General features: G+C 69.5%; 27 protein-coding genes. 16 read left to right on the top strand and 11 right to left on the bottom strand.

The genetic code is table 11. From position 1 onward, the window contains the following. The 7 genes from WA670_RS36110 (at position 1) to WA670_RS36080 (ending at position 6774) form a co-directional block, all read left to right on the top strand. Complete coding sequence (locus WA670_RS36110) at positions 1–1578, top strand: amidohydrolase (RefSeq protein ID WP_336160732.1); 1578 nt, start codon at positions 1–3, stop codon at positions 1576–1578. 398 nt (positions 1579–1976) lie between these two features. Then, entirely contained in the window at positions 1977–2417 is a 441-nt protein-coding gene (locus tag WA670_RS36105) for a GNAT family N-acetyltransferase (protein ID WP_043830620.1), read from the top strand. Between the two features lie 313 nt (positions 2418–2730). Next, complete coding sequence (locus WA670_RS36100) at positions 2731–3414, top strand: metal-dependent transcriptional regulator (RefSeq protein WP_009083739.1); 684 nt, start codon at positions 2731–2733, stop codon at positions 3412–3414. Between the two features lie 68 nt (positions 3415–3482). Next, positions 3483–4301 (top strand): LLM class flavin-dependent oxidoreductase, encoded by an 819-nt coding sequence (locus WA670_RS36095; protein WP_336160730.1) that lies wholly within the window; start codon positions 3483–3485, stop codon positions 4299–4301. 72 nt (positions 4302–4373) lie between these two features. Next, on the top strand, positions 4374–4724 hold the full coding sequence (locus WA670_RS36090) for a hypothetical protein (protein WP_037811001.1): 351 nt from the start codon (positions 4374–4376) through the stop codon (positions 4722–4724). A gap of 194 nt (positions 4725–4918) precedes the next feature. Further along, positions 4919–5974 carry an alcohol dehydrogenase catalytic domain-containing protein gene (locus WA670_RS36085; protein WP_336160728.1) on the top strand — a complete coding sequence of 352 codons (1056 nt, stop codon included), beginning with the start codon at positions 4919–4921 and terminating at the stop codon, positions 5972–5974. A gap of 176 nt (positions 5975–6150) precedes the next feature. Beyond that, positions 6151–6774, top strand: a complete 624-nt coding sequence (locus WA670_RS36080; protein WP_442893156.1) for an alpha-ketoglutarate-dependent dioxygenase AlkB family protein — start codon at positions 6151–6153, stop codon at positions 6772–6774. On the opposite strand, the gene WA670_RS36075 is transcribed toward WA670_RS36080, so the two are convergent. The 5 genes from WA670_RS36075 to WA670_RS36055 are packed head-to-tail and all read right to left on the bottom strand — an operon-like array spanning position 6743 to position 11018. Next, positions 6743–7618 carry a biotin-dependent carboxyltransferase family protein gene (locus WA670_RS36075; RefSeq protein WP_336160725.1) on the bottom strand — a complete coding sequence of 292 codons (876 nt, stop codon included), beginning with the start codon at positions 7616–7618 and terminating at the stop codon, positions 6743–6745. The genes WA670_RS36080 and WA670_RS36075 overlap by 32 nt on opposite strands. Continuing rightward, positions 7615–8220: a 5-oxoprolinase subunit B family protein gene (locus WA670_RS36070; RefSeq protein ID WP_238604116.1), complete on the bottom strand. Its 606-nt coding sequence runs from the start codon at positions 8218–8220 to the stop codon at positions 7615–7617. Before WA670_RS36070 ends, WA670_RS36075 begins: the two co-directional genes overlap by 4 nt. Further along, the gene (locus WA670_RS36065; RefSeq protein ID WP_037811012.1) at positions 8217–8966 is read right to left on the bottom strand and encodes a LamB/YcsF family protein; all 750 of its coding nucleotides are present in this window, start codon (positions 8964–8966) and stop codon (positions 8217–8219) included. Before WA670_RS36065 ends, WA670_RS36070 begins: the two co-directional genes overlap by 4 nt. Position 8967: 1 nt before the next feature. After that, positions 8968–9762: a putative hydro-lyase gene (locus tag WA670_RS36060; protein WP_336160722.1), complete on the bottom strand. Its 795-nt coding sequence runs from the start codon at positions 9760–9762 to the stop codon at positions 8968–8970. Further along, positions 9759–11018 (bottom strand): MFS transporter, encoded by a 1260-nt coding sequence (locus tag WA670_RS36055; RefSeq protein WP_336160721.1) that lies wholly within the window; start codon positions 11016–11018, stop codon positions 9759–9761. Before WA670_RS36055 ends, WA670_RS36060 begins: the two co-directional genes overlap by 4 nt. A gap of 108 nt (positions 11019–11126) precedes the next feature. On the opposite strand from WA670_RS36055, the gene WA670_RS36050 reads away from it, so the two are divergent. Then, a complete protein-coding gene (locus tag WA670_RS36050) occupies positions 11127–11843 on the top strand; it encodes a GntR family transcriptional regulator (RefSeq protein WP_199817519.1) in 717 nt (238 codons plus the stop codon). Between the two features lie 306 nt (positions 11844–12149). On the opposite strand, the gene WA670_RS36045 is transcribed toward WA670_RS36050, so the two are convergent. Next, positions 12150–13367 carry an RICIN domain-containing protein gene (locus WA670_RS36045; protein ID WP_336160720.1) on the bottom strand — a complete coding sequence of 406 codons (1218 nt, stop codon included), beginning with the start codon at positions 13365–13367 and terminating at the stop codon, positions 12150–12152. Positions 13368–13662: 295 nt separating this feature from the next. Between WA670_RS36045 and WA670_RS36040 the strand changes: the two genes are divergently transcribed. Then, on the top strand, positions 13663–14391 hold the full coding sequence (locus tag WA670_RS36040; RefSeq protein WP_051728817.1) for a DUF2306 domain-containing protein: 729 nt from the start codon (positions 13663–13665) through the stop codon (positions 14389–14391). Positions 14392–14457: 66 nt separating this feature from the next. Here WA670_RS36040 and WA670_RS36035 read toward each other — a convergent pair whose 3' ends face one another. Both WA670_RS36035 and WA670_RS36030 read right to left on the bottom strand, forming a co-directional pair. Beyond that, positions 14458–15603: an acyl-CoA dehydrogenase family protein gene (locus tag WA670_RS36035; protein ID WP_336160718.1), complete on the bottom strand. Its 1146-nt coding sequence runs from the start codon at positions 15601–15603 to the stop codon at positions 14458–14460. Next, positions 15600–17951: a bifunctional salicylyl-CoA 5-hydroxylase/oxidoreductase gene (locus tag WA670_RS36030; RefSeq protein WP_336160716.1), complete on the bottom strand. Its 2352-nt coding sequence runs from the start codon at positions 17949–17951 to the stop codon at positions 15600–15602. The genes WA670_RS36035 and WA670_RS36030 overlap by 4 nt, the downstream gene beginning before the upstream one ends. Positions 17952–18017: 66 nt before the next feature. On the opposite strand from WA670_RS36030, the gene WA670_RS36025 reads away from it, so the two are divergent. Beyond that, complete coding sequence (locus WA670_RS36025; protein WP_037811023.1) at positions 18018–18410, top strand: RidA family protein; 393 nt, start codon at positions 18018–18020, stop codon at positions 18408–18410. Here WA670_RS36025 and WA670_RS36020 read toward each other — a convergent pair. Then, positions 18400–19248 carry a PaaX family transcriptional regulator gene (locus tag WA670_RS36020; RefSeq protein ID WP_336160714.1) on the bottom strand — a complete coding sequence of 283 codons (849 nt, stop codon included), beginning with the start codon at positions 19246–19248 and terminating at the stop codon, positions 18400–18402. The genes WA670_RS36025 and WA670_RS36020 overlap by 11 nt on opposite strands. A gap of 81 nt (positions 19249–19329) precedes the next feature. Between WA670_RS36020 and WA670_RS36015 the strand changes: the two genes are divergently transcribed. Beyond that, on the top strand, positions 19330–20001 hold the full coding sequence (locus WA670_RS36015) for a GNAT family N-acetyltransferase (protein WP_037811025.1): 672 nt from the start codon (positions 19330–19332) through the stop codon (positions 19999–20001). Here WA670_RS36015 and WA670_RS36010 read toward each other — a convergent pair. Further along, positions 19987–20445 carry a MarR family winged helix-turn-helix transcriptional regulator gene (locus tag WA670_RS36010; protein ID WP_336160711.1) on the bottom strand — a complete coding sequence of 153 codons (459 nt, stop codon included), beginning with the start codon at positions 20443–20445 and terminating at the stop codon, positions 19987–19989. The two genes, WA670_RS36015 and WA670_RS36010, sit on opposite strands and share 15 nt — an antisense overlap. Before the next feature lie 86 nt (positions 20446–20531). On the opposite strand from WA670_RS36010, the gene WA670_RS36005 reads away from it, so the two are divergent. Next, complete coding sequence (locus tag WA670_RS36005; protein ID WP_037811027.1) at positions 20532–20936, top strand: nitroreductase family deazaflavin-dependent oxidoreductase; 405 nt, start codon at positions 20532–20534, stop codon at positions 20934–20936. A gap of 1 nt (position 20937) precedes the next feature. On the opposite strand, the gene WA670_RS36000 is transcribed toward WA670_RS36005, so the two are convergent. Continuing rightward, the gene (locus WA670_RS36000; protein WP_336160709.1) at positions 20938–22080 is read right to left on the bottom strand and encodes an FAD-binding oxidoreductase; all 1143 of its coding nucleotides are present in this window, start codon (positions 22078–22080) and stop codon (positions 20938–20940) included. A gap of 70 nt (positions 22081–22150) precedes the next feature. On the opposite strand from WA670_RS36000, the gene WA670_RS35995 reads away from it, so the two are divergent. From WA670_RS35995 to WA670_RS35985, 4 genes are all read left to right on the top strand, one after another. Continuing rightward, entirely contained in the window at positions 22151–23026 is an 876-nt protein-coding gene (locus WA670_RS35995) for a LysR family transcriptional regulator (RefSeq protein ID WP_336160707.1), read from the top strand. Between the two features lie 203 nt (positions 23027–23229). After that, the gene (locus WA670_RS45260; RefSeq protein ID WP_350539724.1) at positions 23230–23307 is read left to right on the top strand and encodes a tryptorubin family RiPP precursor; all 78 of its coding nucleotides are present in this window, start codon (positions 23230–23232) and stop codon (positions 23305–23307) included. Between the two features lie 78 nt (positions 23308–23385). After that, positions 23386–24429, top strand: coding sequence for a cytochrome P450 (locus tag WA670_RS35990; RefSeq protein WP_336160705.1), 1044 nt, complete (start codon positions 23386–23388; stop codon positions 24427–24429). 42 nt (positions 24430–24471) lie between these two features. Further along, entirely contained in the window at positions 24472–25251 is a 780-nt protein-coding gene (locus tag WA670_RS35985; RefSeq protein WP_336160703.1) for an oxygenase MpaB family protein, read from the top strand. Positions 25252–25273 lie beyond the last annotated feature (22 nt).

Genomic DNA, 25273 nt, shown 5'->3' with positions numbered 1-25273 from the left:
ATGCAGGTTGACGCGGTGTACGAGAACGCCAGGCTGGTCACCGGCGACACCGCGCTGGCGGTGCTGCACGGCCGGATCGTGGCGCTGGGCGACGACGCGCGCGAACTGTCCGCCCGCCGCCGGGTAGACCTCGGCGGGGGTTTCGTCGCGCCTGGGTTCCACGACGCGCACAACCACATGGCCTGGTTCGGCATGGGCCTGGACGACGTGCCGCTCAGCGACTGCCGCAGCGTCGACGAGGTGTACGACGCGGTGGCGCGGCGCGCGGCCGAGCTGCCAGCCGGGAGCTGGGTCGTCGGCAGCGGCTACGACCAGAACAAACTCGCCGGCGGCGAGCACCCCGACCGGCACGGCCTCGACCGCGCCGCCCCCGGCATGCTCGTGCGGCTCAAGCACACGTCCGGCCACATGACGCTGGTCAACTCCGCGGTGCTGGACCAGCTGGACCTCGCGAACGTCCCCGTCGGCGGCGACGTCGTCCAGTCAGCCGACGGCTCGCCGACCGGTTTGCTGCGCGAGCAGGCGCAGTTGCTGCTGCGCCCGCTGACGTACCCGACGCCGCTCGAATCGGTGGTCCGAGGCCTCGACCGGGCGAGCCAGCAATACCTGTCCGAGGGCATCACGAGCGTCCAGGAAGCCGGCATCGGCGGCGGCCTGGTCGGCGAGACGCCCGCGGAGCTGGCCGCGTACCAACTCGCGCGCGAACGCGGCGTCCTGCGAGTCCGCAGCACGGTGATGGTCGCCGCGAGCGTCCTGCACGACCTCCCCGACGGCGCCGGCTTCGGCCTGGACCTAGGCCTGCGCACCGGCCTCGGCGACGAGTGGCTGCGGATCGGCCCGATGAAACTCTTCGCCGACGGTTCGCTGGTCGGCCGCACCTGCGCGATGCACGAGCCGTTCGACGGCGAACCGGACAACCGCGGCTACTTCCAGGTGCCCGAGGACGAGCTGACAGCCACCATCCGCCAAGCCCACGACGCCGGCTGGCAAATCGCGACCCACGCCATCGGCGACCGAGCCATCACGGTCGTCCTGGACGCCTACGAAGCCGCCCTGGCCGCCAACCCGCGCCCGGACCACCGGCACCGCATCGAACACTGCGCCGTACTCCCGCCCGCGGAACTGACCCGCCTGGCCTCGCTAGGCCTGATCGCGTCCCCGCAAGGCCGCTTCGTGAACGAACTGGGCGACGGCATGCGAGCAGCCCTCGGCGAAGCGCGGGTGCCGTGGTGCTACCGCCTCCGCAGCGTCCTCGACGCCGGATGCGTCCTGCCAGCCAGCTCAGACCGCCCCGTCGTCGACGGCGCCCCACTGCTCGGCCTCGCCGACATGGTCCACCGCCGCACGTCCACCGGCGAACCGTTCGCGGCAGAGGAAGCGCTGACCCCGGCGGAGGCCCTGCGCGCTTACACCTACGGCTCCGCCTACGCGACCTTCGCGGAGAGCTACCTGGGCACCCTGGAACCGGGCAAGCTCGCGGACTTCGTGGTGCTGTCCGCGGACCCACTGTCCACTGTGGAGGACGCCCGCGTGCTCGGCACCGCGGTGGGCGGAGAACTCCGGTACGAGGCCTCGTGATGGGGAGGCCAGTCGTGCGGTCGGCTGGTGGGCTGGGTTGCCTGCCGGTTGGGGTTGGCGGTCGCCGCGGTTCGGCGACGGCTTGGTCGGGTGCTCCGCGCCGCTCGGTGGTTGGCTTGGACGCTCGCCAACGATTGTCGGTTGGCTTGCGTGTTCGCCAACGTCCGTGGATCGGCTTGCGCGCTCCTCGCCGTCCGGCGGTCAGCGAGTGTGCTCGCCACTGCTCGACGGCTCCCTGGCCGACTCATGCGCCTATTCACTTGTCGATTCACCGATCAACCGTCACCAACTCCTTCCCTCTCGTACCGCTCCACACCGGCTCCGCCGCGCCGGATTTCCATTGCCCTGCTCTGATACCTGCACCGTAGCCGCCACCACCGACAAAAAAGGGGTGCCCGATGCCCGTTCGCGACGCCGTCTTCGAGGATGTCGAGGAGATCTGCAGCCTCATCGAGGAACACGCGGTCTACGAGGACAAGCACGACCTCAAACTCGACCGCGCCGAGATGAGCAGCCACCTGTTCGGTCCGGAGCCGAAGGCGTGGGTGCTGATGTGCACGCCGCCGGGACGTCCGGACGTCGTTGCCGGGTTCGCCTTCTGCAGCTGGAATTTCTCCACGTGGGAGGGACGCCCCGGTATTTGGCTCGATGACCTGTTCATCCGCCCGGAGCACCGCAGGCACGGGCTGGGCAGGGAACTGCTCGACGCACTGCGCGCCCGCACGACGGGGCGCGTCGAGTGGGACATGCAGGCTGGCAACGCCAAGGCGGAGGCGTTCTACGCGCAACTCGGCGCGGAACCGGTGCCGGGCTGGATCCGCTACCGCTGGCGGCCGTGATCTGACAGTCGGGGCGTCGCGTCGATAAGCACGCGACAGCTGTCACCGGGCGGCTGCGGAGAACAGCGCGATCGCGAACGGCAGGGACACCGGCGGCGGATGGCCGGGTGCCTCCGCCGCGGAACGCGCACGCCGACCTGCCAGCTGGGAAGAATGAAGAGCGGCATCCGGACAGCCGCCTAGGACCTGACCGAGCACCAGGGAGCCGACCAACGCTCCCACCGACCGCAGTCCCGCGACAACAACCCCCGGCCGACCCCCACCGCCCCTGACCGGGCGACCCCGGCAGGCTTGGCCCCGTATCGTATGCGGCATGGGAGATGGTTCCGTCCGGAGGTCGTCGTCGGTCGAGGACTACGTGCGCGTGATCTACGGGCTGGTCGAACGGGGCGAGGCGGTCACCAACGCGTCGCTGGCCGGGCGGCTTGAGGTGAGTCCGTCGTCGGCGTCGGGGATGGTCACCAAGCTTTCCCAGCTCGGCCTGGTCGCGCATGTGCCCTACCGCGGCATCGAGCTGACCTCCGAGGGGCGGCAGCTCGCCCGGTCGGTGCTGCGCAGGCACCGGCTGATCGAGACGTACCTGGTCTCCGAACTCGGCTACACCTGGGACGAGGTCCACGCCGAGGCCGACGCGCTGGAGCACGCTGTCTCCGATCGGCTTGTCGACCGGATCGCGGCCAAGCTCGGCAACCCCGTTCGCGATCCGCACGGGGATCCGATCCCGGCTCCGGACGGCAGCGTCGAGGAGCTTCCGATGCGTATCCTGGACGACCTGCCGCCCGGTGCGGTTGGCGAGATCGTCCGCGTGTGGGACACCGATCCGGACCTGCTTCGCTACCTCACCGAGCACGCGATCGGACTCGGCGAGCGGATCGAGGTCGTCGAGCGGCAGCCGTTCGGCGGGCCGATGGTGGTGAAGGTCGGCCAGCCGCCGGACGCCGCTACGCACGCTATCGGCAAGGAGATCGCGCAGGCGTTGTCGGTCACCCTGCGCTGAGGGGCGTACGCGCGAGTGTCGCTGCTGGGCGGATGTGTCCGGCAGCTGACCCGCCGACGATGGGTCGCATGACCACTACCAAGCCGTTCCGTTTCGGCATCGTCGCCGGGTTCGCCCCGGATCTGGAGTCCTGGACCGCGCAGGCCCGCCGGATCGAGGAGCTCGGGCTCGACACGATGTTCGCGACCGACCCGGTCGGCGGGCTCGACCCGTTGACGCTCGTTCCGGCCGCCGCCGCGGTCACGAGCACGCTCACCGTCGGCACCTTCGTGCTGGCCGATCCGTTCCGCGACGCCCGGAACCTCGCGTGGCAGGCCGATTCACTGCATCGGGCGACTGGCGGCCGCTTCCTGCTGGGGCTGGGCGTCGGGCATCCCGGGGCGGGCAAGCACGCCGCGACGCTGGGCCGCGAGTTTCTTTCGCCGGGTGAACGCGTCGCCCGGTTGGCGGACACCATCGAGGTGCTTTCGGAGCGCCCCGAGCGGCCCCGGATATTGCTCGCGGGGTCCGGGCCCAAAATGCTCGCGCTCGCCGCGCGCACCGCCGACGTCGTGACGTTTTCCTGGGGGCCGCGCACGACCGAGGACCAGGCTGACTCCATTGTGGACACTTTTCGCTCGTTCGCGGGAAGCCGGGACGTCGAATTGGCGGTGAACCTCACCGCGATCGGGGACAAGTCTTCTCCGCAGCTCGCCCGCTACACCGGGGTCGACGTGCCGCAGCTGGTCGAGGAGAAAGCGGTCACCGTGGTGCCGGAAAACCCTGACGCCGCCGGGGAAATGCTTCTCCGCTGGCGCGAGCGGTGGGGGATTTCCTGTGTCACGGTCAATTCCGGCTACGCCGAACCGTTCGCCGCGATTGCCCGGGCACTCTCCGCACAAGGGTGAAAGCCCTTCCGATCATGCGATGTCCGGCCTACGCTCCGAGGTTTCCCAGCGACGTGGTTCGGAGCGTGTGCGATGACCGGTCAGCGAACACCGACGATCGACCGGGGGAGTATTGCGGGACGGGATCTCGGGCAATTGCTCGAAACCGGCCCGTTCGCCGAAGCGCTGCGCGCGGCCATCCGGGCCCGCGGGCTCGGCCTCGAACGCATCAGATATCGGCTGCGGGGAAGGGGAACGACGGTCAGTCTCGCGACCTTGAGCCACTGGCAATCCGGCCGCTGCCGTCCGGAACGCCCGGAATCGTTGCGGGCATTGCGAAATCTCGAGCAGATCCTCGGCGTCCCGGACGGGTCGTTGCGCAGGCTGCTCGGCCCGCCGCGTCCGCGCGGCCAGTTCCACCAGCCGGGCCAGCCGCTCTCCTGAGCGCGCCCGGCCGCGGCGGACGGCGCAGTGCGCAGGCGTATCCCGACGCTTACGCACCGTCGTCCGCCGCGTTCGCAAGATCCGCGCATGGATGAACCCGATGCGGTTTTCCCGGAAGGCCGACGGGACGTGCCGGTACGTCGGAAGTGGCGGCGAAGCCAGTCACCCGCGAGGCGGCTTCTACGATCGGACCCATGCGTGCGGTCGTGATCGAAGAGTTCGGCGTGCTTCCCGAAGTGCGGGAGGTACCGGATCCGGTGGCCTCGGACGGCGGGGTCGTCATCGCGGTCGAAGCGACCGGGGTGTGCCGCAGCGATTGGCATACCTGGCAGGGGCACGACGAGGCGGTCCGGTTGCCGCACGTTGCCGGGCACGAGCTCGCGGGGCGGATCGTCGAGGTCGGTGCGGGTGTCGTGGGCTGGACGAAGGGCGACCGGGTCACTGTCCCGTTCGTGTGCGCGTGCGGCGTCTGTGCCCAGTGTGCCAAGGGCGACCAGCAGATCTGCGACGACGAGTTCCAGCCCGGTGCGACCCACTGGGGTTCCTTCGCCGAGAAGGTCGCCATCGAGCACGCGCAGACGAACCTGGTCGCGTTGCCGGACTCGATGTCGTCGGCGGAAGCTGCTGCGCTCGGTTGCCGCTTCGGGACGGCTTTTCGCGCAGTGTTGCGTCAGGGCGGCGTACGCGCGGGGCAGTGGGTCTCTGTGTACGGCTGTGGCGGCGTAGGCATCTCCGCGGTCCTCCTGGCGACTGCTGCCGGCGCGAAGGTGGTTGCGGTTGATATCTCGCCGAAGGCGCGTGCCGCGGCGGAGCGTGCTGGCGCAGTGTTGAGCGTCGACGGCAGCGCGTTCGACGGGCCCGAAGCGCTGGCCGCGTACGTCCGTGAGCGCACTGAAGGCGGTACGCACGTGTCGCTGGACTGTCTCGGTTCCCCGGCCACCTGTGCGGCTTCGGTGGGCAGCTTGCGCAAGCGCGGCCGCCACGTGCAGGCCGGGTTGATGCCGCCCAGCCAGGGGGTGCCGCCGATTCCGATGCATCGGGTGGTCGGCGGCGAGCTGGAAATCGTCGGGGTCCACGGGCTGCAGGCGTATGAGTACCCCGAGCTGCTGGGCGTGGTGGAGCGGTCCGGCATCGATCTGGCCGGGTTGATCGGCACGCGGATCGGGCTGGACGGGGTGCCAGCGGCGCTCGCTGCGATGAGTGACCCGGTGCCTGCCCGGGCCGGGGTGACTGTCGTCGAGTTCGGGTGACGAATGGTGACCGGCACACACCCTGGGTGGCGAGTCCGAGTTGTAGCTGATCGAGACCTGGCGGGACCCTCGGCGGTGTGGAATTCTCCGAAGCTTGGCGGCAAGTGGCGAGGGGAATCCGCCGCAGGAGCGCCCGTCCGGGTGGCTCCTGCGGCCGCCGGCCCCGGGGCGGCGTGATGGAGCTGCTGCCGCGTCCGCGCCGGGAAATCTCCCCGGGCGCGGTGCACGTCCCGGATTGGCTCACCGAGCAAGAACAACGCGACCTCGTCACGGCCTGTCGCGGCTGGCGCGGTTACCGGGCGACCCGGCTTCCCGGCGGCGGAGTGATGTCGGTGCGCACGGTCTGCTTGGGCTGGCAGTGGCGGCCGTACCGCTACGAGCGGCTGCGCGAGGACGGTTCGCCGGTGGAGCCGCTTCCGGACTGGCTGGCCGACCTCGGCCGACGCGCGCTCGCCGACGCCTACGACCGGCTCGCCGACGACTACCAGCCCGACGTGGCACTCGTGAACTACTACGACGTCACCGCGAAAATGGGCATGCACCAGGACAAAGACGAGCTCTCGACGGACCCGGTGGTCTCGCTGAGCCTCGGCGACACGTGCGTGTTCCGCTTCGGCAACACCGAGCATCGCAACCGGCCGTACACCGATGTCGAGCTGCGTTCGGGCGACCTGTTCGTGTTCGGCGGCCCGGCGCGGCTGGCGTTCCACGGGGTGCCGAAAACCCTCCCGGGCACGGCGGATCCGGATCTTGGCTTGACCGGGAGGCTCAACCTGACGCTGCGGGTGTCGGGGAAGTGAACCGGACCCGCTGCCCGGGCCGGAGCTGGGCCGCAAGATCGAGGTCGTCCTCGTCCACGACGGCGGCGACGGGATAGCCGCCGGTCACCGGATGGTCGGCCAGGAACAGGATCGGCACGCCGGAAGGCGGCACCTGGAGCGCCCCGGGCACGGCGGCTTCCGGGGCCAGTTCGCCGACGCGGGCGCGGGTCAGCGCGGGGCCGTCCAGCCGGACGCCGACGCGGTCGAGGTCGCTGGTCACGGTGTAGGCACCAGTGAGCAAAGTGGACAGTGCGGACGGGGTGAACCAGTCCAGCCGCGGGCCGGGTTCCAGGCGCAGCACCGGTTCTTCCGCGAGCCGGCGCAGCGGGGCGAGATCGACACAAGGGTCGCGCTCGATCACCGAACCGATCGGCAGCGTCATTCCCGCCGCGAGGACGGGCGGGCCGAGTTTGCCCAGCGTGTCGGTGGCTCGTGCGCCAAGCACCGGCGGTACGTCCAGGCCGCCGCGCACCGCGAGGTAGCTGCGCAGGCCGAGCGACGCGACACCGAGTTCGAGTTCTTCGCCAGGGCGCAGGACGATCGGCGCACCGACGGCCGCGGCCCGTCCGCCAGCGCGGATCGGCAGCCGCGCGCCGGTGACCGCGACGACGGTGTGCTCCGAAACCCGCAGCCGCAGGCCGCCGAGGGTGACCTCGAGCGCCGCGTGCGTTTCCGGATTGCCGACGAGCCGGTTCGCCAGCTTCAGCGAACCCCGGTCGGCCGCGCCGGACCGGCCGACGCCGACTGCCGCGTATCCCGGGCGGCCGAGGTCTTGCACGGTCGCGAACGGACCGGGCGCGAGGATCTCGATCTTCCCGGTCACCGGATCGCCTCGAACCGCACTCGGGTGCCCGGGACCAGCAGGTTCGGCTGTTCGCGGCCAATGTCCCAGACCTGCGCGTCGCTGTGGCCGAGCAGGTTCCAGCCGCCGGGTGAGGGATGCGGGTAGATCGCGCTGTACTCGCCGGCGATCGCGACCGCACCCGCGGGCACGCGCGTGCGCGGCGTGCTGCGGCGCGGCAGGTGCAACACCGGGTCGAGGCCGGTCAGGTAGGCGAAACCGGGCGCGAAACCGCAGAACGCCGCGACGTAGGTGGCTGCCGAATGCCGTTGCACGACCTCGGAAACCGACAGTCCGGCGGCCTCGGCGACGTCCGCCAGGTCAGCGCCGTCGTAACGCACCGGCAAGGTGACGGTGTCCGCCGAGCGTCCGGAAACATCCATTGTGGACAGTGAAGCAAGCGAACGAGCGAGCGTGGCCGAATCGGTGCGGGCCCGATCGAACCGGACCAGCAGAGTGCGTGCGGCGGGCACGAGTTCAACGACGCCCTCGGGCTGGGCGGCTTCGCAGGCCGCCTGGAACCCGAGTACGTCGTCGACCTCCACCAGCAACGCGGAACGGCCGTAGCGCAAAACAGTGCTCACACGAACGACCTCAGCACCACGCCGGATTCGGTGAGCAGCTCGCGAATCCGCCGGGCCAGCTCGACCGCGCCGGGCGTATCTCCGTGTACGCACAGGGAATCCGCCCGTAGCGTGAGCTTGCCGCCGTCAGCGTCGACCACCTCGCCGGTGGTCGCCATGGTGAGCGCACGCGCGGCGACTTCGTCGGCGTCGTGCAGTACCGCGCCCGGCAGCTTGCGCGACACCAGTCGTCCTTCAGGCGTGTACGCGCGGTCGGCGAACGCTTCTGCGTACGCAGGCACGCCCGCCGCTTGAGCCGCGCGCAGCATTTCGGAGTCCGGAGGACACAGCAGTGCCAGATCGGTGTGATAGCGCCGTACGCCTTCGACAAGCGCAGCCGCCTGCTCCGGATCGACAGCTGCGGTGTTGTACAGCGCGCCGTGCGCCTTCACGTAACGCACGCAGCTGTGCGCCGCGCGCGCGAAGGCGTCGAGAGCGCCGATTTGGTACAGAACTTCGTCCGCGAGGTCTTCCGGCGCGATGTCGAGCGCGCGACGGCCGAAGCCGGCCAGGTCGCGGTAGCCGACGTGCGCGCCGATGGTGACGCCGCGTTCGGCCGCGCGTTCGCACACGCGGCGCATCACGCGCGCCTCGCCCGCGTGGAAGCCGCACGCGATGTTCGCGCTGGTCACGATGTCGAGCATGGCTTCGTCGTCGCCCATGGTCCAGGCGCCGAAGCCTTCGCCGAGGTCGCTGTTGAGGTCCATGTCATCCCACCTGGTAATCGCGATCGGGTTGGTCGGTCAAGAACATGTACCCGGGGGCGTGCGTGACGGCGAACGGCGGCCGTGACGCCATCAGCGCCGCCTGCGGGGTGACGCCGCAGGCCCAGAACACCGGCACGTCCCCGGGCTCGGCGTCGACCGGATCGCCGAAATCCGGCCGGGCGAGGTCGGCGATGCCCAGGTCGGCCGGGTCGCCGACGTGCACCGGAGCGCCGTGCACCGCGGGCATCGCGGCGGTGATCCGCACCGCGTCCTCGACCAGGGTTTCCGGGATGTGCCGCATCGACACCACCATCGGGCCGCTCAATCGGCCAGCCGGTTCGCACTGCCGGTTCGTCACGTACATCGAGACGTTGCGGCCCTGCTCCACATGCCGCAGCGGAATGCCTGCGGCGCGCAGCAGCGTCTCGAAGCTGAAGCTGCAGCCGATGGAGAACGCGACCATGTCGCTGCGCCACACCCCGGTGGCGTCGGCGATTTCGCTGGTCAGCGCGCCGTTGTGCCAGACGCGATAGCGCGGCAGGTCGGTGCGCAGATCCGCGCCGGGAGCGAGCCGCGTGGTCGGGTCGCCCGGTTCGCTGACGTCGAGCACCGGGCACGGCCGCGGGTTGCGGGCGCAGAACTCGCGGACGTCGTCGGCCCAGTCCGCGGGGACGGCGATCAGGTTGGTCTGGGCGTAACCGTCGGCCCAGCCGGTGGTCGGGCGTTCGGTGCCAGCGCGGAAGAGCGCGCGGGCCTCGGCCGGAGTGAGCGTCGAAGGATCGTAGGAAGTCGTCATACCTCCACCAGTTCCTTGCCTCGCGTTTCCGGCAGCCCGAGCAGCGCTACCGCGGCAATTGCGTAGCCGACCGCGCCGAGCACGATCGCGCCGCCCGCACCCAAAAAGCCCACCACGGCGGGGAAAGCGGCGCCGACCGCGCGGCCGAAGTTGTAGGTGAAGCCCTGTCCGGTGGCGCGCAGGGCGGTCGGGTACAGCTCGGCGAGGTACGCGCCGAAGCCGCTGAAGATCGCCGAAGTCGAGAAGCCGAGCGGGAAACTGATCAGCAGCATCAGGCCGTTCGCGCCGTAGGGCAGCTGCACGAACAGCACAATCAGCAGCGCGGACACGACGGAGAACAGCAGGAACGTCTTCTTCCGGCCGAGCAGGTCGGTGAGGTAGCCGCCGCAGATGTAGCCGATGAACGCGCCGGGGATCAGCAGCGCGAAGTAGCCGCCGGTGTTCACCACGGACAGGCCGCGGCTGCTCTGCAGGTACTTCGGCATCCAGGTGAACAGTGTGTAGTAGCCGCCCTGGACGCCGGTCGCGAGGAGCGCGGCGAACACCGTGGTGCGCAAGAGATTCGGGCGGAAAATCCCGGCGAGCGAGCCCTTGACCTTCGCTGAGACCCGTCGCGCGGCTGCTTCGGGCGCGTCCTCGACACTGCGCCGGACCCACAGCACGAGCAGCGCTGGGATCACGCCGACCCAGAACAGCACGCGCCAGGCGATGTCCTGGTCGAGCACGCTGAACAGCACCGTGTAGACGATCACCAGCAGGCCCCAGCCGACCGCCCACGCGCTCTGCACGAACGCCACCGTGCGGCCGCGGTACTTGGCCGAGCAGTACTCGGCGACCAGCGCGGCGCCGACCGCCCATTCGCCGCCGAACCCGAGGCCCTGCAGACCGCGGAAGATCAGCAGCGTTTCGAAGTTCGGCGCGAAACCGCAGAGCACCGTGAAGATCGTGTACATCGCGATGGTGAGCTGCAGCGTGCGGACGCGGCCGATGCGGTCGGCGAGCACGCCGGCTCCGACGCCGCCGATCGCGGACACGACCAGCGTGACGGTGCTGAGTAGGCCCGCTTCTCCGGACGTGATGCCGAAGTAAGCGGTGATCGCGGCCAGGCCGAAGGGCAGGGTCTGGTAGTCGAACGAATCGAGGCCGTAGCCGCCGAACGCGCCGAGGAAGGCGCGGCGGCCCTTGTGGCCGAGCGAGCGATACCAGCCGAACGGGCGGGCCGCGTTCGCGGTGCCGTCGGCGACGTTGACGTTCATAGGGCACCTCACAGGGGGACGAACTCATGGTGGCACGAGTCACATGGCCACTACCGTACGGATCGTTCAACAATCCCACAAGTCCCTCATTTTATTGTTCATCGTCCGATGGCTACGCTGGGCGACGTGGTCACCGACGGAGAGCCGATGGGCCTGGAAGCGGATCGCGGGCTGCTCGGCCGGACGAGCACCGCGGAACGCGTCGCGGGCGTGCTGCGCACGCGCGTTTCCGAGGGGTACTTCCTGCCCGGAGTACGGCTTTCGGAGCAGGACATCGGCAGCGCGCTCGGGGTGTCCCGCAACACGCTCCGTGAGGCTTTCCGGTTGCTGACTCACGAACGGCTGCTGGTGCACGAGCTGAACCGCGGCGTGTTCGTGCGCGTGCCGAGCGTCGACGACGTGCGCGACATCTACCGCGTCCGCAAGATCATCGAGTGCGCGGCGGTCCGCGACGTGACCGAGAAGCCGGCGGCGTACGAGAAGATCGCCAGTACGGTCGCGGACGGCGATCGCGCGGCGAAGCAGGCGCAGTGGCAGGACCTGGGCACCGCGAACATCCGTTTCCACGCGGAACTGGCGGCGCTCACCGGCAGCGAGCGCATTGTCGAGCTGATGCAGGCGCTCGCCGCGGAGCTGCGGCTGGTGTTCCACGTGATGGCCGACCCGCGCCGCTTCCATGAGCGGTATCTGCCGCGGAACCACGAAATCCTGGACGTGCTCGTGACCGGCGACGGGATCCGTACGGCGGAGATGCTCGCGGTCTACCTCGACGACGCCGAGGCGCAGCTGGTCGAGGCCTACGCGGAGCTGGCCGAGACCCGCTGAGCGGTTCGGCCGAAACCGGCCGGTTTGCCCGGGAAGGCAGCGAGCATGGCCGTTCGGCCCCTCCTGTCATCCGGAGGCTCCACGGCGCACGCGGTCTGGCTACCTTCGGCAGTAGGCCGCGTGAGCGTGCCGCCCCGGGCGTCGGGACCCCCAGCCGACGCGCGGAAGGCGGCCGGTGGCCGGGCGGCAGATCTTGGTTCCCGCCCGGCCCGCGCGGTGTCCGCGGCGGGCCGTGGCCACCGGGGGGTGGTTACGGCCCGCCGCTCATTCTTCGCCGACGCTGTCCACAGCGTCCACAGTGGACGGCTACTGGTTCACCGACCATTTCTGGTTGACGTTCCCGGTGCACGTCCACAGCTGCAGTTTCGTCCCGTTGGCCGAACTGACCCCGGCGGCGTCGAGGCATTTGTTCGCGTGCGGGTTGACGATGTCGTGCGCGGCGGTCACGACCCACTGCTGTGCGTCGCTGCCGTTGCAGTCGTACATCTGGACCGGGGTGCCGTCGGCGGTGCCGGAGTACTTGACGTCCATGCACTTGCCGAGCGCGCGAATGGTCCCGTCGCTGCCGACAGTCCAGTCCTGCGCCGCGTTGCCGTTGCAGTCGGTGATCTGCAGCTGGGTGAAGTTCGCCGGATTGGCCCAGGGCACGTCGACGCATTTGCCGCCGATGCCGATGATCCGGCCGCTCGACCCGCCGGTGCTGCTCGTGGTCACGTGCACGTAGTCGACGACCAGCTGCTGCGGGAATTGCGTGCTCCCGTCCGGATCGCCGGGCCAGTCGCCGCCGACCGCGAGGTTCAGGATCAGGTAGAAGGGGTGGTCGAAGACCCAGCGGTTGCCGTTCAGATCGGCGGGGGTGCGGGTCTCGTAGGCGTTGCCGTCGACCGACCAGACGATCTTGTTCGGCGACCAGTCGACCGCGTAGGTGTGGAAAGCGTCGGCGAAGACCGGGCCGTTGTACGCCGCGCCGATGCCGCCGGCGCCGGAGTAGCCGGGGCCGTGGATGGTGCCGTGCACGGTGTTCGGTTCCTTGCCGATGTTCTCCATGATGTCGATTTCGCCGTCGTTAGGCCAGTTTCCGCCGCCGAGCATCCAGAACGCGGGCCACATGCCCTGGCCGCGCGGGATCTTCATCCGGGTTTCGACGTGCCCGTAGGCCTGGCTGAATTTCCCGGCGGTGTTGAGCCGGGCGGAGGTGTACTGGCAGGTGCCGTACCAGCAGGTGTGGCCGGAGTTCTCGCGTTTCGCGGTGATCACCAGGTGGCCCTGGCCGTCGAGCGCGCCGTTCGCGGCTCCCGCGGTGTACCACTGGCGTTCGTGGTTGTTGCCGTTGTTGTCGCCGGTTTCGTAGGTCCATTTCGACGCGTCGGCGGCGGCTCCGGCGGGCCCGTTGAAATCGTCGGTGAAACTTTCGGCGGCCGCCGCGGTGGGCGGGGCGAGGACGGCGGGCGCGGCTTGGAGGCCGAGCGCCAGCAGTGCGGCCGCGGCGAGGGCGGTGGGAAGACGTCTCAGGAAACTGGACATGCTTGGTCACCTCGGTTTCGGGGAGGAACCTAGAGCGAGGGAGTGCTTTGTTGTGGCGGGCAACAAAGTAGGAGAAGTATGCCTGGTCTGGACCTCTGCGGCAATGGGCCGGGAAGGGCTCCTCGCGGGAAGCAGAGTCAGGGAAGGAGTCCTTCACCGACGGCCCGCGGGGTCACCTGGCCGAGGGTAAGGCTGCCCCCACCGCCGTGACGCCAGTCGGCACCATGGTTCGCCGGAAGCCCCCGTCCTACGTTCGGAAGTGCCAGCCGAGACCGAACACGGGAGAGAGGCCGACATGACGGCGGGGACGGATCTTCGACCACCGCGGGTGCAGCCCGCTGCGGAGCGAACCACACGGGTCGAGCCGGGAAAGCACTGGTGGCGGCGGCCGTGGATCGCGCCGCTGGGACTGGTGGTGGTCGCGTTCCTGGCGTATGCGCTGCCGCCGTACCTGGCGTTCGACCCGGCGCTCTCGCGGGTGCCGTCGACCTTCCCCGCGCACTACCTGTTCCTGGTGGGGCACGTGGTGTTCGGGTCGATCGCGATGGTGACCGCGTTGCTGCAGGTCTGGCCGTGGATCCGGCGCAAGCACCCGGTGCTGCACCGCTATTCCGGCCGCGCGTACGTGTTCGCCGGGGTGCTGCCGTCCGGGCTGCTGGCGCTGACGATCGGCGCGGCGACCCCGTTCGGGCCGGTGACCCGGGCCAGCGACGTGCTGCTCGCGGTCTTGTGGCTCGGTACGACGTGGGCGGGCTACCGCGCCGCTCGCGAACGCCGGTTCGGCGATCACCGGCGCTGGATGGTCCGCAGTTTCGCGTTGACGATGTCGATCATTCTCAACCGGCTCATCGGCCCGATCGCGGCGATCTTCCTCGGACCGCAGCTCGCCACCACGTTCGGCGGGAGCGAGATCGCGCTGGGGCAGTCGATCGCGGCGCTCGGGGCGTGGGTGAGCTGGACCGTCGCGCTGATCGCGGCGCAGCTGTGGCTCGACCGGAAGCCGAAACGCCGCGCGAGTGTTTAGCCCTGGCTGAATAGTGTGGTGTCCGCGCCGCCTGCTGGTCAGAAAACCAGCAGGCGGCGCGACGGCTCATCCGCGCCGCTGCAACGACCGCGCGATGATCGTCCGCTGGATCTCGGACGCGCCTTCGTAAATGCGCGGCGCCCGGACCTCTCGGTAGAGATGCTCCAGCAAATGTCCCCGCCGCAGTGCTCGTGCGCCGTGCAATTGCACCGCTTGATCCACGACGTATTGCGCGGTCTCGGTCGCGAACAACTTCGCCATTGCCGCGCGACCGGCCAGGTTCTGCTCGCCCGCGTCGTAAGCGGCCGCCGCGGCGTACACCAGCAGACGGCCGGCTTCGGTCCGCGTCGCCATTTCGGCCAGCGTGTGCGCCACGGTCTGCTGCTTCACCAACGGGCCGCCGAATGCTTCGCGCGAAGCTGTGTATTCCACGGTCGCGTCGAGGGCGGCTTGTGCCATGCCGACCGCGAAAGCGCCGACGCTCGGACGGAACAAGTCCAACGTCCGCATGGCTACGGCGAAACCGCGGTTTTCCTCGCCGAGCAGTTCGTCGCGATTCACTCGGACACCGTCGAATACCACCGTGCCGATGGGGTGCGGGCTCACCAAATCCAGGTGCTCGCCGCTGAGTCCAGCGCGGTCGCCGGGGACGACGAAGGCGCTGACGCCGCGGGATCCGGTGTCGGGAGTGGTGCGGGCGAAGACTGTGTAGAAGTCGGCTTCCGGCGCGTTCGAGATCCACATTTTCGTGCCGGTGAGCCGCCAGCCGTCCCCGTCCGGTTCGGCGGCGAGCTGCAGTGCGGCGGCGTCGGATCCCGCGTCCGGTTCGGTCAGTGCGAACGCGGCGACGGCGTCACCGGCTGCGACGGCGGGGAGCCAGCGCTGGACCTGTTCGTCCAAACCGGACTGGAGTACCGGGTAGCTGCCCAAGCCCTGCAATGCCAAAGCGGTTTCGGCTTCGGTGCTTTGGGTGGCGAGGGCTTCGCGCAGCAGGCACAGATCGGTGGCGGCGGCTTGCCGGGTCGGCTGTCCGCTTTCGACTCCGGGGAACAGCCGGGCGAGCAAACCGTGCGAGCCCATCGCCTTGAGCAGCGGACGGTTTACCGCGCCTTCGGCACCGGCAGCGGCCAGTTCGACGAGCTGTTCGGCGGCGATTTTCCGGACGGAAGCGGCGTACGCGGTCTGTTCCGGAGTGAAAGCGAAAGCGTTCATCGGGCGTCCTCCGGTCGCCAGCGGGCATGGGCGGTCTGGTGGCCGCCGGTGCGGACCAGATCGAGGCGGGGTTCCGGACCGTCGGTGCGGCCGGTCTGCGGCGGGCGTTTGCCCGCTGCCCACTGTTTCGGCCACGCCACCGGATACTCCTGCGCGGCGGCCGCGTGCAGGGTCCATTGTGGATTGAACAGGTGGGTGCGGCCGAGTGCACACAGGTCAGCTCGACCCGCCAGGATGAGCGAGTTCACGTCATCGTAAGAGGAAATCGCGCCCACGGCGATTACTGCAGTGCCATAGCGGCGGCCGACTTCGTTGCGGATTCGGTCGGCGTACGGCGTTTGGTAGCTCCGGCCGAACTTCGGCTTTTCCTCGCTGACCACCTGGCCGGTCGACACGTCGATGGCGGCCGCGCCATGCTCGGCAAAAGCTTGCGCGATGGCCACGGCTTCGTCGGCGTCGTTGCCGCCCTCGAACCAGTCGGTGGCGGAGATCCGGACGGTCAGCGGACGATCAGCCGGCCACACGGCGCGGACCGCGTCGAAGACTTCCAGCGGGAAGCGCAGCCGGTTTTCCGCGGAGCCGCCGTAGGAATCGGTGCGCTGGTTGGTGAGCGGGGACAGGAAGGACGACAGCAGATAGCCGTGCGCGCAATGCAGTTCCAGCAGATCGAACCCAGCGCGTGCGGCGGCTTCCGCGGCCGACACGAACTGGTCCTTGATCTCGCCCAGTTCGGCGACGGACAGCTCGCGCGGCGTCTGGTTGTTCGGCGAGTACGGCAGCGCGGACGGCGCGCAGACTTCCCAGTTGCCCTCCGGCAGCGGGTCGTCGATGCCTTCCCACATCAGTTTCGTGGAGCCCTTGCGGCCGGAATGCCCCAGCTGCAACCCGATCTTCGCCGGGGTTTCGCGGTGCACGAACTCGACGATCCGCTTCCACGCGGCTTCCTGCTCGGAGTTGTACAACCCGGGGCAACCCGGCGTGATCCGGCCTTCGGCGGACACGCAGATCATCTCGGTCATGACCATCCCGGCCCCGCCGAGTGCCTTGCTTCCCAGGTGCACCAAGTGGAATTCGCCGGGCACGCCGTTGACCGCGGAGTACATGTCCATCGGCGACACGACGATCCGGTTCGGCAATTCCAGCGAGCCGATCCGCACCGGCTGGAACATCGGCGGCGCGACGGAGGTGCCGAGCGAATCGGCGAACCACTTATCCAGCGAGGCCGCGAATTCCTTGTCCCGCAGCTTCAGGTTGTCGTAAGTGACGCGGCGGCTGCGGGTAAGCAGGTTGAACGCGAACTGCTCCGGTTCCTGATGCGTGTACTGCGCCAGATTCTCGAACCACTCCAGGCTCGCCTGCGCCGCACGCTGCGTGGAAGCGACAACCGGACGGCGCTCTTCTTCATACGCGGCAAGGGCTTCCGGAACACTCGGCTGTTCGTGCAGGCACGCAGCGAGCGCGAGCGCGTCCTCCATCGCGAGCTTCGTGCCCGATCCGATGGAGAAATGCGCGGTGTGCGCCGCGTCGCCGAGCAGCACGACATTGTCGTGGACCCAGCTATCACAGCGAACCGTACCGAAGGTGGCCCACTTGGAGTTGTTGGCCAGCAACTGATGTCCGTCGAAAATGTCGCCGCACAGTTCGCGGATCAGCTCGATCGACTTCTCGTCGCTTTCGCCCGGATCGAGTCCGGTGGCGGCGATCGGCCCGAATGCCCGCTGCCACACGTCCTCGTGCATCTCCAGGATGAACGTGCTGCCGTCGCGGCCGTACGGATAGCCGTGGACCTGCATGATGCCGTGCGGGGTTTCGAGCACGTAGAACTTGAACGCGTCGAACACGAGGTCGGTGCCGAGCCAGATGTAGCGGCACTGCCGGGTCTCGACGCTCGGCCGGAACGAATCGGCGAACGCCGTGCGCACCGCGGAGTTGACGCCGTCCGCCGCGACCACGAGATCCGACGAAGCGGCCAGTTCGGCGGGATCCGGCGCGACAGTGCGGAATCGGACATCGATGCCCATTTCACGACACCGCTGCTGCAGGATCGAGAGCAGCCGTTTGCGGCTCATCGCGGCGAACCCGTGCCCGCCCGAGGTCGACACGGTGTCGCGGTAGTGCACGTCGATGTCGTCCCAGCGCGCGAACTCCCGGCTCATCGCCTCGTGCACGGCCGGGTCGGCGTGCTCGATGCCGCCGAGCGTCTCGTCGGAGAAGACGACGCCGAAGCCGAACGTGTCCTCGGGCGCGTTGCGCTCCCAGACCGTGATCTCGTGGTCCGGGCCGAGTTGTTTCGCGAGCACGGCGAAGTAGAGGCCCGCTGGCCCGCCGCCGACTACTGAAATCCGCACGCAAGCCAGGGTATGTCGTCTGAAGTACGGTCGTCAAGAAGACGATAGATGGGTTACGCTCCCGGCATGGAGCGGATCAATCCCCCCGAACTGGGCAAGCCGTCGGGGTTCTCACACGCGGTGGCGGCGCAGGGCAGGCTCGTGTTCCTCGCCGGGCAGACCGCGCTGGACGCGGACAACCGGATCGTCGGCGACGGCGTCGTGGAGCAGTTCGAGCGCGCGCTCGGCAATCTGCTCACCGCGTTGCGCGCGGCCGGCGGAGAGCCCGCGGACCTGTGCAGCCTGACCGTCTACATCGTCGACATGGACGATTACAAGGCGCACGCGCGCGAGATCGGCCGCGTGTGGAAGCGGCTGGTGGGCGCGGATTACCCGGCGATGGCTGGCATCGGCGTGAACCGGCTGTGGGACGTCGAGGCGCTGGTGGAAGTGCAGGGCTACGCGGTGGTCAACCGCTGAGCACCTGCCGCAGGTGCGTGCGCGCGGCTTCCTCGAGGCGGTCGTGCAGCGTGAAGAACACCTCGGCGGCGCGGATGCCGGACCAGCCCTCTGGCAGCAATTCGGCGGGCAGGCACGGGTCGAGATACGGCATCCGCCGCCAGCCGGTGAGCACGCGCAGGTAGTCGGCGAACGCTTCGTCGCCGGGCGTCGTGCGGCGGCGCTGCCACCGGCGCAGCACCGGTTCGTGCTCTTCGAGGAACGCCGTGTACAGCTCGTCCAGCTGATCCAGGTCCCACCACTCGCGCACCTTCTCGCGCGGATCGCCGAAGGCGAGGTGCTCGGCGCGGAACACGTCGGCGTACTCGGCGAGCCCAAGTCGCTCCAGCGTGCCGACAGTGACCTCGTACAGGTGCGCCGGCGCGATCCAGACGCCCGAGGACGCGGTGCCGAAGCCGAGCCGCGACAACTGCGTCCGCAGCACGTGCCGCTTGTGCCGTTCGGCTTCCGGCACCGAAAACACCGCGAGCAGCCAGCCGTCGGCAAGCTTCGCGCGGTCCCGGCGGAAGATCCGCTCGTCGCCTTCGCGCAGCAAATCCAGTGCGGTACCGGACAATTCGTACCCGGCGGCTCCGTCGCGGCGCACCGCTTCGAGCACCCCGCGCCGTTTGAGCCGGGAAATCGACGACCGCACGGCGGGCTCGTCGACCCCGACCGCGGCGAGCAGATCGATCAGCGAGGCGACCGAAAGCCATTCGCCGCCCGCCTGGTGATGCACGCCGTAGACCGACACGATGAGGTGCCGGGGCTGGGCCGCGCGCCCGCCGTCGGCATCGGCTGCTTCCGGTACGGCCGTCACCCGCTCACCATACCGTGCCGCCCGTCGCGAATCCGACTACAGACGGGCGGGCAACCGGCGCGGGGTAGCATTTCCGGCGCGATGGCGTTTGTGAGCAATGCACCTTTGGTGAGCCGGCTGACCCGCCGCGGACGGCTGATGGCGAAGCGCACCTGCGACCGCCGTGGACACGCCTTCGCGCTCGGCCGGTTCCTTTTCCGCACCCCGACCGCGTGGGAGTACGCGGCGGCGGTCGCGGGCGGCAGCGATCCGGCGGCGCAACGCTGGCTCGGCTGGCTGGCCGAGTCCGTGGTCGCCGAACCGATGCGCGGCGAGGCGCTGCGCGTCGTCCCCGGCACCGGGCCGGACTGGACCACGCCGGACCCGCATTCGGTGGACGTCGTCGCGATCGATCTCGTGGCGGGCCGCTGCGCCGGTCTCGTGAGCGTGCACGCGGGCGAGGACGGCGGCCCGGAAACCGGCGGCTATCTCGCGCCGGAGTACCGCGGACAAGGCTTCGGCCGCGATCTGTTCGCCGCGGGTCTGGTGCTGGCGCACGAGCATCTCGGGCTTTCGCGGGTGCGCGCGGGCGCGGAGGTCGGCAACGTCGCGAGCGGCCGTTCGCTGGAAGGGGCCGGACTGCGCCGGGTCCCGGGGCCGCCGCAGTACACGCTGCCGGACGGACGGGCCTGCGAAGCCTGGTGGTACCAGCACGACGCGGCCTGGCCGCGGAAATGCGCGGGACCGCAGGCGCAGTGGCTAGTCGCCTCCTGAGCCGTACTCCTCGTACGCCCGCAACGTGCTGATCACCAGCGCCCGTTCTCCCGGGCTCAACGGCGACAACGCCGCCTCCCACGCCTTCGCTCCGCGCGCCAGCCACGCGTCGACGGCGGGCCGCTTGTCCGAGTGGATGCTCACGATGGTGCGCCGCCGGTCTTCCGGGTCCTCTGCGCGCTCCAGCACGCCTTGCCGGGACAGGTCGCCGATCATCAGACTCGCTGTGGTGGGCGCGATTTCGAGCCGGGCGGCGAGTTCGTTGACCGTCATCGGGCCGTCGAACAACAGATAGGCCAGGAGGGACAGATGCCGCGGCGCGAGCGCGACGTCGTCGAGTTCCGGCGGCGGCGGCGTCCGCTTCGCGCGCCCGACGAGACGGGGCATGAGAAGCAGCAGTTCGCGGACCCCGTCCTCGACGGTCGGGCCGGATTCGGTGGCCATGCGGCGACAGTACCTGCGCGTGTGTTGACAGCCCGATTCGCGCGATCCTAGGTTTGTTGTTACATCATCAATCAGGGAGTTTTCCGATGTCGGACTGGAACCAGCAGATCATCGACGAGTTCCGCGCCAACGCGGGCAAGGTCGGCGGCATGTTCGAGGGCAAGAACATGGTGCTGATCACGCACACCGGCGCGAAGAGCGGCAAGCAGCGGGTCAGCCCGCTGGTGTACACCACCGACGGCGACCGGATCGTGATCGTCGCGTCCAAGGGCGGCGCGGACACCAACCCGGACTGGTACCACAACCTCGTCGCGAACCCGGCCGTCACGGTCGAGATCGGCACCGACAAGTTCCCGGCGAAGGCGAAGCTCGTCACCGACCGCGCCGAGCGCGACCGGCTCTACGCCAAGATGGTCGAGCACGCGGAGGGCTTCGCGGAGTACGAGAAGAAGACCGAGCGCCTGATCCCGGTCTTCGTTCTCGAGCGCTGACTCAGCCCAGCGGCTGTCCGTAGACGAAGCTCCGCAACCGTCCAGTCGACATCGGGTCCAGCGGAGCGAACAGCTTGGCGTGTGCGGCCTGCACGGTCGCCGCGTCCGGCTCGACCATCGACAGCGCGCGCACGGTGTAGCGCGAATCGGCGGTGAAATCCGGCGCGGACGAGTGCTGGTACGCGCCGCCGAGCAGGTCGATGATCAGCACGGTCGGAACCGGGGCGTCCGGGCCGGCGTGGTCGAGCACAGTGCTCAGCACGTCGTCCCGGAGCTCCGGCAGCACGCGGTTGTCGCCGAGGTACGAGTGCGGGTTCGGCGGCTCCGCGGCGATCTTGCCGGAGTCGGTGAACGGCATCGTGGTCAGCGTTTCCTGGAGCGGGCCGAGTGCGCGCAGGGGAGCTACGAGCTGGTCTCCGTCGGTGCCGCGGCAGGCCACGCGGATGTGTGCGATGTGCTTGCCCCGCAACGGTTCCGGCACCATCGGCAGATCCGGGTAGGGCACCATCGCGACCGAGGTGCCGACGGTGTCCGGCAGGTCGCGGGTCCAGTCGCGCCAGGTGCGCAGGACGTCCGGGATCTTGGCGGTGTCGAAGTACAGTCCGCCGCCGTACAGCGTGGTCACCGGCACGAGTTCGAACTCCAGCGCGGTCACGATCCCGGCGTCGAGCGGGCCGGTCGTGCGCGTGCCGTCGGGACGGACGATCTCGGCGGAGCGGACGCGGTCGGACGCCAGGCCGAAGTGCCGGCCGAGGAGGCCGAAACCGCCGCCGAGGGTGTAGCCGACCACGCCGACGCCCGGCGACGAACCGCTCAGCGGCGCGAGCCCGTGTTCCGCGGCCGCGGTGATGACGCTGCCCCAGGTGGTTCCGGCTTCGACGCGTGCCACGGCGCGGTCCGGGTCGATGGTCACGCCGGTCATCCGGCGCGTCGAGATCAGCACGCCTTCGGCCGGTGCCCGCAGCCCGTGGCCGGTCGCCTGCACGGAAACCGGCAGGTCGCGCTCGGCCGCGAGCCGGACCGCCGCGGCGACGTCGTCGGCGCTGGTAGCGGCGACGACCAGGTGCGGAGTAGAGGTGATGCCGGTCTGGAACCCGGCGATCTCTTCGCGGTAGCCAGGCTGGTCTGCGGTGAACGTCTGCATGCCTTCAGCGTGCTGGCTGTTCGACGATAAGTCCAAGAGATACTAGTTCCAGCAGCTAGAATTGCTGCTTATGGAACTGCACCAGCTGGAGTACTTCGTCGCGGTCGCCGAAGAAGCCAACTTCACGCGCGCGGCGGCCCGGATGCACGTCGCGCAGCCCGGGGTCAGCGCGCAGATCCGGCGGCTGGAACGCGAGCTGGGGCAGCCGTTGTTCGACCGGTCCGGGCGCACGGTACGGCTTACCGGCGTCGGCGAAGCCGCGTTGCCGCACGCCCGGGCGGCGCTCGCCGCGGTCGCGGCGGTGCGCGAGACGGTCGCCGAGCACGAGGGGTTGGTGCGCGGCCAGGTCGCGATGGGGATGGTGACCTCCGCCGGACCCGTGGCCCTGCCGGAGTTCCTGGCCGGGTTCGCGGAACGCTACCCGGGAGTGGAAATCACGCTCAGCGAAGCGAATTCCGACCTGATGGTCGACGCGCTGCGGGAAGGACGGCTGGACGTCGCGGTGATCGGCCTGGCCGACGGGGTGCCCGCTGGGTTGACCACTCAGATCGTGCTCGACGAGGAGCTGGTCGCGGTCACTGCGCTGCGTGACGAGTTCGCTGACCGCGCCTCGCTCACCTTGGCGGAGTTGGCCGAACGGTCGCTGATCTGCCTGCCGAAGGGCACCGGCATGCGCGGTGTGCTGGATCGCGGGTTCGCCGCGGCCGGGCTGCGTTCGCGGGTGACGATCGAGGCCAGCGACCCGAACGTGCTGGCCAAGCTCGCGATGCGCGGCCTTGGCGTGGCGCTGGTCCCGGAATCGCTGGCTCGCTACTACGCCGAGGAGCTGCACGTCCTGCGGTTGCGGCCGGAGTTGCGCGGGCAGCTGGCGCTGGCTTGGCGGTCCGACGGGCCGGTGGGGCCCGCGGCGCGGGTGCTCATCGAGTTCGCCCGGTCAGTGCTTTAGCGAGCGGCGAAGGATACCGACGCCGCCTCGGATTCGCCAATGAATTCGGGCCGGAATTCCCGAACCGACGACCGGGAACTCCCGAACTCATCCAGGCTAGTGGGCCGTTCAGGTTATCTTGCCGCGTATTCCCGGAAATTCGTCGTACTGTCGGCAGCGGCCGCGAGTGCGGTCGAAGTTTCGGAGAAGACGGAGGAATTTCCGTGAAGCTTGTTCGTCTCGTGCGCAAGGCCCTTCCGAGCAAGAGCCTGAAGTCTTACGCCTGGTACGGCTGGATCTGACGGTCCCATTAAACGGTACCGGCCGGTTCCGGAATTTCCCGGAACCGGCCCGTGCCGCCGCTCACGAGGAGTTGCGCGGTGACCATTCCCGCTGAACGGAACAAAGTGCGCCAGGTGGTATTCGCGCCGCGCATTCAAGAACTGTTCGACCGTTATCGGGGGAAATCCTTCTTTCGGCTGGAATCGGACACCGTCGGCGTTGCCGGGCCCGAGCTGATGGACGCTTTGCTGCGCAGCCGGCCGGCGAACGCCGAGGAACGGCCGACGTTCAAACCGGTGCGCGGCCGGGTCGTCACTAGGCCGGAATCGTCGGCGCTGATGCGCGCGGTCGGCGCGGACGTGCGCGCCGCGCTCAAGAAGCCGCTCGGCGAGGCTGATCTCTCCGGGACGTGGCCCGCCGTGCCGCACAACTACCTGCGGGACCTGGTGTTCGGCCGCGAACAGTGGCGGTTCCGGGTCCTCGTCGACCGGCGGCTGGAGCTGACGCCGAAGATCACCTGGGCGGCGGTCGCCGCCGGAGCCGCGCTCTGGGGCCGGCCCGCGCCCGAGGTCGCGCTGTCCACTTTGGCGCGGATGGTGCTGGAAGCGGACACCTACGACCAGCGGCGCTTCGCGATGTACCTCTACCGGCGCGTGGCCGGGCCGGTCTGCTTCACCGTCGCCGCGCTGGTCACGAACGCTTTGTGGCTCAGTTCGCCGCTGGACGACGACGTGCCCACCGAGTACGTGCTCAACGAGGCACTGCGCCTGCTGCCGCCGTCGTGGAACATCCTGCGCGTGCGTTCGCCGGAGTTCGCCGAGGTGGACGCGCGGATCGGCCCGGACGACGACGTCCTGCTGCTGCCGCTGCTCAGCCACCGCGACCCCGAACTGTGGGACGCGCCGGACGAGTTCCGGCCGGGCCGCTGGGCCTCGCTCGACCCGGACACCCACCCCGGTTACCTCCCGTTCGGGCACAGCAACGAACGCTGCTGGGGTCGGCACATGGTGCTGCCGCTGGCGGAACGCGTCCTCGACCTGGTCCGGCGCGACGGCTTGGTCGTTGATCCGGCGCAGACGCAGGGCCGGGTGCACCTCGACGGGCTGCTGGAGGTTTCGGACGTGCGGGTCGTGCGAGCCTGAGGGCTCTTGACAACGTGTCAACGGAGGCGTTCCCCTGGACGGATGCTCCAGGACGGCGTGCTCGGGGTCAGCCTGCTCGCGGGCGGCGCGAACGTGATCATGCAGCTGGGCCGGCCCGAGGTCGGGTACGGCGTGATGGAAAGCCGCGTCGACTCGGGGAATCTGTTCAAGCATCCGCTGAAGCGCACGCGCACGACCGTCACCTACCTCGCGGTCGCCGTGCTGGGCACGGACGCGGACCGCGCGGCGTACCGGCGAGCGGTGAATTCGGTGCACGCGCAGGTGGTCTCGACCGAGGCGAGTCCGGTGCGGTACCGGGCTTTCGACCGGGAGCTGCAGCTTTGGGTCGCCGCCTGCCTGGCCCACGGCGTCGAGGACGTGCACCGCGTGTTTCTCGGCCGGCCCGCGCCGGAATCGTGGTACGCCGAGGCCGCGGTGCTGGGCACGACGCTGCAGGTGCGCCCGGAAGACTGGCCGGAGGACTTCGCCGCGTACTGGGCGGACGGACTGGCTCAAGTGGACATCGACGACCGGCTCCGCGAGTACCTCACCGCCATCGCGAATCTGGAATTCCTGCCGCGGCCGTTCTCGTTCCTCTTCGGACGGTTCCACCGCTTCGTCACGACCGGTTTCCTGCCGGAGGTGTTCCGCGAGCAGATGCGGCTGCCGTGGTCGGCCGCGGACCAGCGCCGGTTCGATCGGCTGATGCGCGCGATCGGCCGAATGGTGGAACCTCTTCCGGTGCGGGTGCGGCGTTTCCCCTACGACGCGTGCCTCGCGGACTTCCGGCGGCGGTTGCGCAAGGGGAAACCGCTCGTCTAAGCGGTTGACCGGAATGCTGCGG

The sequence above is a fragment of the Amycolatopsis sp. VC5-11 genome (genome assembly GCF_037034185.1).
Classification (GTDB): domain Bacteria; phylum Actinomycetota; class Actinomycetes; order Mycobacteriales; family Pseudonocardiaceae; genus Amycolatopsis; species Amycolatopsis nivea.
The sequence above is the reverse complement of the archived record's forward strand: the minus strand, read 5'-3'. Positions and strand labels throughout refer to the sequence as shown.